The sequence below is a fragment of the Lentisalinibacter salinarum genome (assembly GCF_040706555.1).
Classification (GTDB): domain Bacteria; phylum Pseudomonadota; class Gammaproteobacteria; order Steroidobacterales; family Woeseiaceae; genus Lentisalinibacter; species Lentisalinibacter salinarum.
The window spans coordinates 75,671-88,244 of the sequence record NZ_JAPDRH010000002.1 but is presented as its reverse complement, the minus strand read 5'-3'; the positions used below and the strand labels follow the sequence as shown (position 1 = coordinate 88,244).

The 12,574-nt window shown below is 67.5% G+C and carries 9 protein-coding genes; 3 read left to right on the top strand and 6 right to left on the bottom strand.

Features of this window, described 5'->3' with window-relative positions:
* Position 1 precedes the first annotated feature (1 nt).
* The 4 genes from ACJMKZ_RS03560 to ACJMKZ_RS03545 form a co-directional block, all read right to left on the bottom strand.
* A complete protein-coding gene (locus tag ACJMKZ_RS03560) occupies positions 2-1,501 on the bottom strand; it encodes an FAD-linked oxidase C-terminal domain-containing protein (protein ID WP_405231824.1) in 1,500 nt (499 codons plus the stop codon).
* Positions 1,498-2,508, bottom strand: coding sequence for a glutathione S-transferase N-terminal domain-containing protein (locus ACJMKZ_RS03555; protein ID WP_405231823.1), 1,011 nt, complete (start codon positions 2,506-2,508; stop codon positions 1,498-1,500). Before ACJMKZ_RS03555 ends, ACJMKZ_RS03560 begins: the two co-directional genes overlap by 4 nt.
* Before the next feature lie 104 nt (positions 2,509-2,612).
* Positions 2,613-2,978: a SpoIIAA family protein gene (locus tag ACJMKZ_RS03550; protein ID WP_405231822.1), complete on the bottom strand. Its 366-nt coding sequence runs from the start codon at positions 2,976-2,978 to the stop codon at positions 2,613-2,615.
* Between the two features lie 177 nt (positions 2,979-3,155).
* A complete protein-coding gene (locus ACJMKZ_RS03545; protein ID WP_405231821.1) occupies positions 3,156-5,960 on the bottom strand; it encodes a TonB-dependent receptor in 2,805 nt (934 codons plus the stop codon).
* Between the two features lie 213 nt (positions 5,961-6,173).
* Between ACJMKZ_RS03545 and ACJMKZ_RS03540 the strand changes: the two genes are divergently transcribed.
* The 3 genes from ACJMKZ_RS03540 (at position 6,174) to ACJMKZ_RS03530 (ending at position 11,344) form a co-directional block, all read left to right on the top strand.
* Positions 6,174-7,169, top strand: coding sequence for an alpha/beta fold hydrolase (locus ACJMKZ_RS03540; protein ID WP_405231820.1), 996 nt, complete (start codon positions 6,174-6,176; stop codon positions 7,167-7,169).
* Positions 7,170-7,286: 117 nt separating this feature from the next.
* A complete protein-coding gene (ppk1, locus tag ACJMKZ_RS03535; protein WP_405231819.1) occupies positions 7,287-9,425 on the top strand; it encodes a polyphosphate kinase 1 in 2,139 nt (712 codons plus the stop codon).
* A 116-nt stretch (positions 9,426-9,541) separates the two neighbouring features.
* Entirely contained in the window at positions 9,542-11,344 is a 1,803-nt protein-coding gene (locus ACJMKZ_RS03530; protein WP_405231818.1) for a GGDEF domain-containing protein, read from the top strand.
* Positions 11,345-11,365: 21 nt separating this feature from the next.
* On the opposite strand, the gene ACJMKZ_RS03525 is transcribed toward ACJMKZ_RS03530, so the two are convergent.
* Complete coding sequence (locus ACJMKZ_RS03525; protein WP_405231817.1) at positions 11,366-11,653, bottom strand: encapsulin-associated ferritin-like protein; 288 nt, start codon at positions 11,651-11,653, stop codon at positions 11,366-11,368.
* A gap of 179 nt (positions 11,654-11,832) precedes the next feature.
* The gene (locus tag ACJMKZ_RS03520) at positions 11,833-12,570 is read right to left on the bottom strand and encodes an ABC transporter permease (RefSeq protein WP_405231816.1); all 738 of its coding nucleotides are present in this window, start codon (positions 12,568-12,570) and stop codon (positions 11,833-11,835) included.
* Between the last annotated feature and the right edge of the window lie 4 nt (positions 12,571-12,574).

Below are 12,574 nucleotides of genomic sequence, written 5' to 3'. Positions count from 1 at the left end.
GTCAGAAGCGTTCCAGCTCGGGATGCGGCAGCTTGCCCCGGTGCACGTGCATGCCGCCGATCTCGGCGCAGCGGGCGAGCGTCGGTACGGCCTTGCCCGGGTTCATGAGGCCGCGAGGGTCGAAGGCCGCCTTGATGCCGTGGAAGGCGGCCAGTTCGGCGTCGGAGAACTGCACGCACATCTGGTCGATCTTCTCCCGGCCCACGCCGTGCTCGCCGGTGATGGTGCCGCCGACGCTCACGCAGAGCTCCAGGATGTCGCCGCCGAGGCGTTCGGCCTTCTCGAGTTCGCCGGGGTTCATGACGTCGTAGAGGATCAGCGGGTGCAGGTTGCCGTCGCCGGCGTGGAACACATTCGCGACGCCCAGCCCGTAGTGCTCCGCAAGGTCGCTGATGCCCTGCAGCACCCGGGCGATTTCCCGCCGGGGGATGGTACCGTCCATGCAGTAGTAGTCCGGCGAGATGCGCCCGACGGCGGGGAACGCGCTCTTGCGCCCCTGCCACAGCCGCGCTTGCTCGGCGGCCTCCGTCGCCTCGCGGACGCCACGGGCGCCGGCGGCGTCGAGGATGGCGCGCACCCGCTCCGCCTCGTCGGCGACGTCTCCCTCCACGCCGTCCAGCTCGCAGATGAGGATGGCGGCCGCGTCGGTGGGGTAGCCGGCGCCGCAGAACGCCTCCGCGGCGCGGATGGCGGGCGCGTCCATCATCTCCAGCCCGGCGGGCACGATGCCGGCGGCGATGATGGCGGCCACGGCATCGCCGGCCGCACCGACCGCGTCGAAACCGGCCAGCAGCACGCGCCGGCAGGCGGGCACCGGCAGGAGATTCACGGTGACTTCCGTGATGACGCCGAGCATGCCCTCGGAGCCGGTGAGGAGCGCCGTGAGGTCGAATCCGGGGCCGTCGAGCGCGGCCGAGCCGAGGCGCAGGCGGTCGCCGTCGATGGTGACCAGCTCCAGCGATCGGACATTGTTCACGGTCAGCCCGTACTTCAGGCAATGCACGCCGCCGGCGTTCTCCGCCACGTTGCCGCCGATCGAGCAGGCGATCTGGGAGGAGGGGTCCGGCGCGTAATAAAGGCCGAGGCCGCGCACGGCCTCGGAGATGGCGGAGTTGGTGACGCCCGGCTGCACACGGGCACAGCGATTGTCCCTGTCCACCTCGAGGATGCGGTTGAAGCGGGTCATCACCAGCAGCACGGCTTCGGCCAGCGGCAGCGCGCCGCCGGACAGGCCGGTGCCGGCGCCGCGGGTCACCACCGGCACGCCCATGTCGTTCATCCGGCGCATGAGCGACTGCACCTGGTCCACCGTCTCCGGCAGCACCACGGCGGCGGGGCGCTGGCGGTAGGCGGAGAGCCCGTCGCACTCGAAGGGCGCGATCGCCTCGTCGCTGTCGAGCACCGCCCCGGCCGGCAGCAGCGCGCGCAGCGCGGCGAGCAGCCGGCCGCGGTCCACCCGCGGCAGATCGCCGTCCAGCCGCGGGTCGTGCCCGGCGCTCACGGCGCGCCCTCCGCGAGTATGGCGGCACCCGCTTCACCGAGCAGTCCGTCCACGCGCCGTCGGTCGCCGTCGCCGAGCGCCGCATGGCGCTCCCGCAGCCGGGCCAGACACTTGGCCTGATAACGGAACGTGCCCTGCCGCCATACATGACCGCGGATGCTCAGCTCGAACTCGTCTTCGCCGGCGGCGACGGCCGCGGCGTTCGCCGCCAGGAAGGGCAGGTAGACTTCGCCGCAGAGTCCGAGCAGTCCGTCCAGCAGGGCGCCGCCCGCGGTCTCGAAATCCAGCCATTCGCCCTCGATGCCGCTGGCATCGTCCAGGTGTGCGACCCAGCGGAAGGCGTAGGGCGTCTCGGCGCGCATCAGGCCGGCCGGCGTGGGGTCGCTCGCGAGCTGGGAGAGCTGCCCGTACAGGCCGAAGTCGGCCACGGACGGCCGGCTGCCGAACAGGAAATGACGCTCGGTGACGTGAGCATCGAGCAGCCCGACGAGTTCGCGGAAGGTCTCCTCGATGAGCGGGCGGTTGCCCTCCGTGCAGCCCACCAGCGGCATGCGGGCGATCTGCCGTTCCGCGAAAGCCGCGGCCGTGCGCTCGATGGCGGCACGTCCCTGTCCCGCCAGCCGGTCGAAGGCGCCCCAGTGACTGAAGGCCTGCTGGTCGGGGTGCCGGTACCAGCGGTAGTGGAACATCATCTTCGTGCCCCACTCGTCGGCGAAGTCCTCGATCAGCCAGGCGAGGAACGCGAGCGCAGCGTCATCCGGCAGCAGGGAGCGCATGGGCGGGAGGTCGCGCTCCAGCATCTCTATCATCGGCGTGGAGTCCACGTGCCAGCTGCCGTCCGGGAACAGCAGCACCGGTATCACCGGCGGGCGCACGTGGGCGATGGCTTTGTCGCCGGGCGTGGCGCTCACGAAGATATGCGGCAGCCGCCGGTAGCGGAGCACGGCGCGCATCTTCATGGAGTAGGGCGAACCCAGCGCCCCGTAGATGGTGTATGGCCCTTCCATTCGGTACCCGGCGGCCGTCGGATCGACTCCTGCCAGCTTACCGGCGGGACCGGCTCAGACCAAGCCGGGATGCGGGAGCCGGGGCGGAGGCGCCCGGCGGGCGTTCACGGTGCGGCGGCCCACTCCGTCGCGGCGTCCAGCTCGCCTGCCGGGAAGTGTCGCGTCTCCGCGGCCACGAAATGGCCGACGATGTGCGGGATCAGCCTCATGACCCGGTCGTCGCCCACCAGCGCCACCTTGGCGACCTGGCGATGGTGCTGGCGGATGAAGGTCAGGTGCTCGACGAGGGCGCCGAAGTCTTCCCAGCCCGGGAAATCCTCCGCATGGATCACCACTCCGTTCAGGTCGCCGTGCATGCGTATGAAGCCGTCCACCGCCTTGGCCAGCTTGCGGAAGTCGTCCTCGCTCAGTTCGGATTCCGGCTCAACGAAGAGAAGCCGGCGGCGGACGTCGAATCGGTGCTGCAGCATGTCTGGGCCTCGTCTGGATTGGCGGCTGTCCCGCGAACGGGCAGCGCGCGTCGATTATGTAACATCGTCGGCCCGGTTGAAACCGCGGCGGTCCGCAAAAAAAAGCGGCGAGCCGAAGCTCGCCGCCCATTTCGATCGGCCAGTGCCGATCGACTGTCTCCGACCGGCGAGTGCCCGTCAGTCGAAGTTGATGCCGAATGCCAGCCCGTAGCGACGCGGCTCGAGGGTGAAGACATTCGTGAACAGACCCGACGAGGGGTCGGTGACGTAGAGACCCGTCACGTTGTCGTCGTCCGCCAGGTTCTGCACGAAGCCGCGCAGATACCAGCCGCCGTCGTCCGGCGTCAGCGTCACCTGCGCGTTGATGATGTCCCAGCTCTCGATGCGATCGATCGGGTCGCGGTTGAAGATGCGTCCCCAGCTGTCGTCCTGCCAGTAGTAATCGCCGCGGATGCTCAGCTCGTAGCCGCTGGCCAGCGGGAAGGTGTACTGGGCGCCGAAGCTGAACGAGAGTTCCGGCGAGTTCTGCAGCTCGTTGCCTTCCAGCGGCACCCGGTTGCCGTCCGTCCAGGTATAGGGTAGGCCGAAGGCCGAGAAGTCGAGGCCGGCCAGCGTCTCACACACGGAGAATGGCAGTGGCCCGAACACCGGGGCCAGTTGTGGCACGGCGGCGATCAGCGACTGCAGCGTCGGGATCACCGGCGGGCCGCCATTGGCGTTGATGACGCAGTTGGAATAGTTGGTGTAATCCTTGATCAGCGTCGCGCCCGGGTCGCCACCGGTCGGGTCGCGTGTGTCGACCAGGGATACCTCGCCGATCTCCGTCTTGAGATACGACAGGTTCGCGTTGATCAGCCACCGGTCTGAGGGCAGCATCGTCAGCTCCAGCTCCGCGCCCCAGATCTTCGAATCCACGTTGTCGTTGAACGAGGTTCGGTTCTGGATGCGCGAGACCTGCAGACCCTCGTAGTCGTAATAGAAGCCGGTGAGATTCGCCTGCATGCGGCCGCCGGCGAGGGTGTTCTTGGTGCCGATCTCGTAGGCGTTGATGAACTCCGGCTCGAAGTTCGGGCTGGTATTCGGGAACACGGCCGGATCGAACGGCGGGTTGAAGCCGCCGCCTTTGTAACCCCGCGAATAGGAGCCGTACACGAGCGTGTTCTCCGTGAAGCCGATGTCCGGCGTCCAGTCGACCACCAGGCGCCCGGTCGTCTCCGTGAACTCCACCGTGTCCTCCCGGTAGGGCGGCAGCACGACGCTGTCCGAGCCGATCGGCGTCGGTTGCCCGGCGAACAGCGGCGCGCGGTCGCGGATCTCCTTCTCGTCCCGGGTGAAGCGCAGCCCCATGGTGATCCTCACGGTGTCCGCCGGCGCGAAATACAGCTCGCCGAAAGCCGCCGAGGAGGTGAGGCCGTAGAAGTCGGTATCGCTGTGGAAGAACGGCGTGGGGATGGCGATGCCGTCGACGCCGGAGCCGAGCAGCGAGAAGTAGTCGAGGCCGTTGGACACCACGTAGTAGTCCGTCCAGTTTTCGTAGTCGAACCAGTTGGCGCCGACGAGGTAGTTCCAGGCGCCGTCATAGTCGGAGGACAGCCGCAGCTCGAACATGACCTGGTCGCTCTCGCCCGAGGAACGGTCGTAGGCATCCACCAGATTCGAGAAGCCGCGGATCTCGCCGCCGATCACGCCCACGCTGGAATCGGTGATCTCGGAGATCGGCACGGTGCCCTGGGAGAAGTACGTGTTGTAGACGATCGGGAAGGCCGCCTGCATCGTCGCCGCCCAGACCGGATCGGAGAGTGCGGGATAGGGTTGCCCCACCGCGTTGTTGTAGTCCGCCTCCGAGAACACGCTGGTGTCCTGGTACCCCGCGAGCAGATTCAGCGTGTGACGCTCGAAGCGGTGCTCGACCTGGAAGTCCAGAAAGAGTTCGTCGGACTTGTAGATCGGGTCGAAGTCCATGTGGACCTGACGGAAGTCCGCCGGATTCGGGGAATTCGCGTACAGGTCCAGTCCGAATGGCGCCAGCGCCACCGGGCCGAGGATCAGGTCGCTGGAGAGACCGCCGGCGATGGTAGCGGCCGAATTCGGCAGCTCGAACTCCAGCCGGTCCGGCAGGCAGCCCAGCACCGCGGTCGGGTCGTTGTTGCACATCTGCTTCTGCGACCGGGTGCGGCTCGAGTCCTCGTCGAACCAGGAGGCCATGAAGTCGACGGTGGTGGCGTCGCTCGGCAGCCAGCGCAAAGCGGCCCGGACCGCGTAGCTGTCTCTGTCGTCGACGTCGTTGCCGGTGAACAGGTTCTCGGTGTAGCCGTCGCGTTTGGTGACGATGCCGGCGAAGCGTGCGAACAGGTCGTCCGTCAGCGGGAAATTGACCATGCCCTTGGCCTGGGTGCTCGAGTAGTCGCCGAGCTCCACTTCGGTCGACGCCTCGAAGGCGTCCCCGGGCTTGTTGGTGATCATGTTGACGACGCCGCCGGTGGCATTACGGCCGAACAGCGTGCCCTGCGGGCCGCGCAGTATCTCGATCCGCTCGATGTCGAAGTAGGGCAGCTCGAACAGACGCGGCGCATTCAGCGGCAGGTCGTTCACGTGGATGCCCACGCCGCTGTCGGAAGATGCCGCCACCAGGGCGTTGCCGATGCCGCGGATCTGGAAGTTGTTACCGGTGAAGTTCGCCTTGGAATAGGTGACGTTCGGCGTGGAGAATTGCAGATCGGTGAATTGCTCGATCTGCAGTCTTTCGAGTGCCGCCGCGTCGAACGCGGAGACCGCGATGGGCACTTCCTGCAGCGACTGGGCCCGACGCTGGGCCGTGACCACCACTTCCTCGACGAAGACGCCCTCAGCGGATCTTCCGGACGATCTTCCGGACGAATCCTGCTGAGCATGGAGCCCGGACCCGGTTGCGAACAAAGCAGAGACGAACAGTATGGTTGCGCCTGCCGGCAGATACCGGCGGCGTGATGAGACACGCTTCATAATCCTCCCCCTTACAGATTTTGAAGCGGCCGGTCACATTGCGTAACCGACCGGCGGCACGCTAATTGCCGGGGTGGAGTCTAGCAGGTCGAACACGAGTTCACATGCTGCGGTTGCGATGACACGGCCGACCGGCAGGGTGGTCAAAGTTGCTCACTTCACATAGTGTATCGGCGTGTTCGAACAGGGACCGCATCGATGCTGAACCACCCCATGCCGAGAAGACTGAGGACATTCGCCGCCGTCGTACTGCTCGCCGCCGTGAGCGTGCAGGCGCAGCCCGCGGAGTTCACGGAGTACCCGACCTACTTCACCCATGCCAACGGCATCTCGATCGCCTATCAGGAGTTCGGGAACGCGGACGATCCGGTGGTGCTTCTGGTGATGGGCTTAGGCGCCCAGCTCATACACTGGCCGGATGAGCTCGTGCTGGAGCTCGCCGACGCCGGCTACCGGGTGATCCGTTTCGACAACCGGGATGCCGGCCTCTCGGAGAAGCTGTGGGAAGCGGACAGGCTCGGGTGGTGGCCGATGATCAAGTTCCGGCTCGGCTGGGACCTGGATCCGCCCTACGACCTGAACGACATGGCGGCGGATACCGTCGGCCTGATGGATACGCTCGGCATCGAGGAGGCTCACGTCGTCGGCGCCTCGATGGGCGGCATGATCGCCCAGATCGTGGCGGCCCGGCACCCGGACCGGGTGCTCACCCTGACCTCCATCATGTCGACCAGCGGCGATGCGGACCTGCCGCCCGGCGATGCCGAGGTCACCGAGAAGTTGCTGACCCGTTCGTCGGAGTCGGCCGGCCGGGAGGAGGCGATCGCCCGGACGGTCGACCTGGTGGGCGCCATCGGCAGTCCGACCCACGGCTACAGCGAGGAATACCTCTACGCCTATCTCAGCCGCAGCTACGACCGCAGTCACTACACCCCGGGCGTCGGCCGCCAGCTCTGGGCGGTGCTCGGCTCCGGCGACCGGAACGAGCTGCTGCCGCAGATCGGCGCGCCGACGCTGGTCATCCACGGCGAGGCGGATCCCCTGGTACCCGTCGAGCATGGCAGCCACACCGCCGAGCTGGTGCCCGGCGCCGAGCTGCTCGTCGTCGAGGAGATGGGACACGCGATGGAGCCGTATTTCCTGCCGGAGATCACGGGCGCCCTGCTGGATCATTTCGCCGCCGTGACGGCGCCCGTCGCCGCCCGCTGAAGCCGCCGTAACCTCCCCGTCACGGAGTCGGCGGGGAAGTGAGAGCTGTTCCCTGGTTCGCACCGCGGCGCGGGTGTATTTTGTCATGTCCGTACACTCGACAGGGAAGCGACGCAAATGTCCACGGCGGCCGACGAGTTCGATAACGAGTTCGGTAACAACGGACACGACGAGGCCCGGGAGGTCCCCTTCGACCCGGAGGACCCCGCGCTCTATCTGAACCGCGAACTCACCTGGCTCGCGTTCAACCGGCGGGTGCTGACGGAGGCCGAGCGCGAGCGGAACCCGCTGCTGGAGCAGCTGAAGTTCCTGGCAATCGTGAGCTCCAACCTGGACGAGTTCTTCATGAAGCGCATCGGCGGCCTGAAGCAGCAGGAAGGCGCCGGCGTCAGCACGCTGACGGTGGACGGGCGCAGCCCATCCGAGCAGATCGCCGAGTGTTATGCCGAGATCAGCGACCTGCTGGCCGACCAGTCGGTCATCCTCGGCGAGCTGATGAAGGCGCTCGCGGCCGAAGGCATCCGGGTGCTGGACTTCGAGGAGCTGGACGCGGAGCAGCGCGAACAGGCCCGCGGCTTCTTCGAGCAGAACGTCTTCCCGCTGCTCACGCCGCTCGTGATCGACTCGGCCCATCCGTTCCCGTTCATCTCCAACCTGTCGGTCAACCTGCTGGTGCAGGTGTGCCAGCGCGGTGACGACAAGCCTTCGATCGTGCGCATCAAGGTGCCGCTGGGTTCGCGCACGCCCCGTTTCGTGCAGCTCGGCCCGGGCCACACGTTCGTGCCCCTGGAACAGATCATCGAGCATCATCTCGACCTGGTCCTGCCCGGTGTCGACATCGTCTCCTGCGACTTCTTCCGCGTGACCCGCAACGCCGTGGTGGAGCGGGACGAGGAGCAGGCGAACGACCTGCTGGAGCTGATCGAGTCCGAGCTGCGCGAGCGGCGCTTCGCTCCGGTCGTGCGGCTGGAGGTGAGTCATTCGATGAGCGGCGAGGCGCGGGACTACCTGCGACGCCAGCTGGAGCTCACCAGCGCGGACGACATCTTCGAGACCGACGGGCTGCTCGGCAGGGCCGACTACATGCAGCTCGCCACGCTGCCGGTGGCGCATCTCCTGTACCCGCCTCACACGCCGGCGGCCCACGAGAGGCTGGTGCGCGCCAGCTCGGTGTTCGAGGAGATTCGCGCCAACGGGCCGCTGCTGCTGCAGCACCCGTACCAGTCGTTCACCAAGACGGTGATCCGGCTGCTGCGCGAAGCGGTGGCGGATCCGGCCGTGCTCGCCATCAAGACCACCCTCTATCGCACCTCGGAGGACTCCCAGATCGTGCCGCTGCTGATCGACGCCGTGACCAACGGCAAGCAGGTGGCGGTGGTGGTGGAGCTGAAGGCGCGTTTCGACGAGGCGGCGAACATCCGCTGGGCCAACCGGCTGGAGGAGGCGGGCATCCATGTCTCCTACGGCGTGGTCGGCTACAAGGCCCACGCCAAGATGATGCTGATCGTGCGGGACGAGGGCGGCCGGCTGCAGCGCTACGTGCACGTGGGCACCGGCAACTACCACTCCGGCACCGCCCGGCAGTATTGTGACCTGGGCGTCATCAGCGCGGATGAGGACCTGGGTGCGGACGCCTCGGAGTTCTTCAACTCCCTGACCACCGGTTCCCCGCGGCGCCGCAATTACCGCAGGCTGGTGACGGCGCCGGACGACATGAAACCGGCCCTGCTCGCGCGCATCCGCCGGGAGGCGGAGCACCATGCCGCCGGCCGCGGCGCGCTGATCCAGCTGAAGACGAATGCGCTGGAGGACCCGGAGGTCACCTGCGCGCTGTACGAGGCCTCCCGCGCGGGCGTGCCGGTGCAACTCATCGTGCGCGACACCTGCCGTCTGCGCCCGGGCCTGCCGGGCATCTCCGACACCGTGAGCGTGCGCAGCCTGGTGGGCCGTTTCCTCGAGCATACCCGCATCTACTACTTCCGGAACGGCGGCGACGAGGAGTACTTCATCGGCTCGGCCGACTGCATGAGCCGGAACCTCACCAGCCGGGTGGAGACCATCGTGCCGGTGCGCGAGGAGCGGCTGCGCGAGACCCTGCGCCACATCCTGGATCTGCAGCTGGCCGACACCGAGAACGCCTGGCAGATGCTGCCCGACGGGGATTACGTGCATTGCGAGCCCGACGAGCACCCCATCGACTCGCAGCAGATGCTCGCCGGGTGGGCCCAGGAGAAGGCGCAGTCGCCGGCGCTCTGATAAGCACCCCGACCCCTGCCCTGAACCCGTGGCCCGTGATCGTGTGATGGGGGTCACGCCCGCGGCCGCCGCGAGCGGCTACCCTGCTCCGGATCGAAGACCGGCAGGCACGACCCATGTCGACCCCCAGGCAGCAGAGCATGATGGAAGAGCTCGCCCGCATCATGGAGGAGCGGGCGATAGAGACGCTGTTCCATGAGGTGATCGACCGCCGCGAGCGCTGCGTCTTCGGCTACGAAGCCCTCGTGCGCGGCCCCTCGGGGAGCCCGCTGCATCTGCCGCTGAACCTGTTCGCCGCCGCCAGCGCCTTCGGGCGCGCGCGCGAGCTGGAGCTGCTGTGCATCGAGGCGGCGCTGGAGGCGTTCGTCAAGCGGGGGCTGCAGGGTCACCTGTTCCTGAACGCGTCACCGGCCACCTTCCTGCATTTCCGCGAGGAGGTGGATTATCTGCGCGAGGCGATGAGCCGCTGGTGCGTGAAGCCGGCGGACGTGATTCTGGAGCTGACCGAGCAGTCCATGATGCGGGACTACGAGTCCATGCGCGAGGCCGTGATCGGCATCCGCGATCTCGGTTGCCGCATCGCCATGGACGACATGGGTGCCGGCTATTCCAGCATGCGCACCTGGTCGGAGCTGCGCCCCGACTTCGTGAAGCTGAGCCCCGACTTCGTGAGCCACATCGACGTCGATCCCCTGAGATCGGAGTTCCTTCGCTCCATCATCGACATCGCCCGCGCCGGCCAGAGTGCGGTGATCGCCGAGGGCGTGGAGAGCGCCGGGGAGTGCCGGGAGCTGGCCGACCTGGGGGTGGAATACCTGCAGGGCTTCTACTTCAGCGAGCCCGCACTGGAGCCCCCGGCGCCTGACAGCACGCGCATCGAGGCCTGTCTGGCCGACCCGGAACAGAACGAATTCGAGACGCCCGACGGCGTGCTGGCCGGCCGCCTCCTCAACCCGGCGCCGCCGGTGGCGGCTTCGGAGTCCGTGCGGGAATTACTGCGCATCTTCAGCGAGAACGAGGACCGCACGTCCATCGCGGTGGTGGAATCGGGCCATCCGGTCGGCATCGTGCGCCGCGCCCGGCTGTTCCTGATCCTGTCCAAACCGCTGCACATGGAGGTCTACGGGCGCAAGCCGGTGAGCGCCGTGATGGAGACCGACCCGCTGTGCGTCGACGTGGGGCTGCGGCTGGAGCAGGTGAGTCATCTGCTGACGGCGCACTCCAAGCTGCGGCTGGAGCACGATTTCATCCTGACCCGGGAAGGCCGCTACGAGGGAATGGCCCGGACGCTGGACCTGCTGAAGCGCCTGACCGAGCAGCAGGTGAGGCGGGCGCGCTCGGCCAATCCGCTGACCTCGCTGCCGGGCAATGAGTCCATCGACCAGCACATCAACGCGCTGCTGCGTTCGGGCACGGCGTTCACCGCCTGCTACGTCGATCTGGACAATTTCAAGCCGTTCAACGACTTCTACGGCTATGCCCGGGGCGACGAGGTGCTGATGCACATGGCGCAGCTGCTGACCCGCTACGCGAGCCCGGTGTCGGACTTCGTCGGCCACATCGGCGGCGACGACTTCGTGGCCGTCTTCCGCAGCGGCGACTGGCAGGACCGTCTGCGCAGCCTGATGCGGGACTTCGACAAGGAAATCCCGTCGTACTACTCGGAAGAACACCGGGCGGCCCGCGGGATCACGGCCAGGGACCGCTACGGCGTGGAGCGTCACTTTCCGCTGCTGACGATGACGGTGGCCGGCGTCGCCTCGGACGCCCGGTGCTACGCGGACGCGCGCGAGGTGGCCGCCGAACTCAGCCGGGTGAAGCAGAGCGCCAAGACCGCCGAGGGCAGCGGCATGCTGCTCCTGTCCCGCGCCGGGCTGGAGGACATCGGCGGGCCGCGCCTGGCGGCCGTCAGCGCCTAGCCGTGTGCCCGGTCGTGCTCCCTAGTCGTGTGCGATGGGCTCCTCGGTAAAGAGGTAGTCCTTCAGTTCGTCGTTGAATTTCGGATCCCGCCGCCGGATCCACTCGAGCACCATCGCCGCGTGTTCCTTCTCCTCATCGCGGTTGTGCGCCAGGATCCTCCTGAGCTCGTCATCCTTGCAGACGTCGATGCGCTGCTGATACCAGTCCACGGCCTCCAGTTCCTCCATCAGCGAGATGATCGCCCGGTGCATGTCCCGCGTCTCGTCGCTGAGTTCGCTGACGGGTTCGTGGTATCCCTCGTTCGCCATTGCCGATCTCCTCTTGGCAGTCGAAACCTACATCCGGCGCCGCACCCGGCGCCGGTAATCCGGATAGTGCTCGCTCGAGAGTATAGCGGTAGCACGAATCTCTGCGCAGTGTTCACCGGGCCCGGCACAGGCCAAACGGCCTGACGGTCCGGGGTCCGGATCTGCCACGGGCGGCACCGTCATCCATCGGCGGCCTCGTCTGAGAGCGGGCCGGCGTCGGAGCGGGCGACCAGGGTGAGAAAGCAGGCCGCCGAGATACCGGCGGAGCCGTAGATCATGCACATCACCAGGATCTGGTAGCGCACGGCCACGAGCGGGTCTACGCCGGAGAGGATCTGGCCGGTCATCATGCCGGGCAGGGAGACGAGTCCGACCGCCAGCAGTGAGTTGGTGATCGGAATCAGCGCCGCCCGGAACGCGCGGCGGCGGGCATCTGCCGCCTCCACACCGGCGGCGAGTTCCGCCTGCAGGCGCTCGGCCGCGAGACTGACCGTATTCATGGCGTTCGCATAGACCATGCCGGCGAGCGGCACGAAGTAGTCCGGCCGGTACCACGGCGCCAGGTCCAGGACGAACTCCGTCACCAGCAGCAGGTTGGCCGTGCCGCCGGCGGCGATGGCCGCGAGCGAAGGGCCGAGCAGCGCGCGGCGGCGTTGCTTGACCGGCTGCAGAGCGATCCAAGAGGAGGCCAGTATCATCACGCCGACCACGGCCAGGACGATCCAGACGCGCTCGGCCTCGAAGATCCACACGAGCAGATAGCCGATGAGCAGCAGCTGTACGGCCATGCGCACCACCGCGTACACGGCTTCGCGCCAGTTTTCGGACCAGCGCAGCAGCAGGACGATGACGGCGGCCACCGGCAGGAAGGCCAGCGCCATGTCGGCGAGGGCGACGGGCTGGATGGTGTCGTTCATGGGC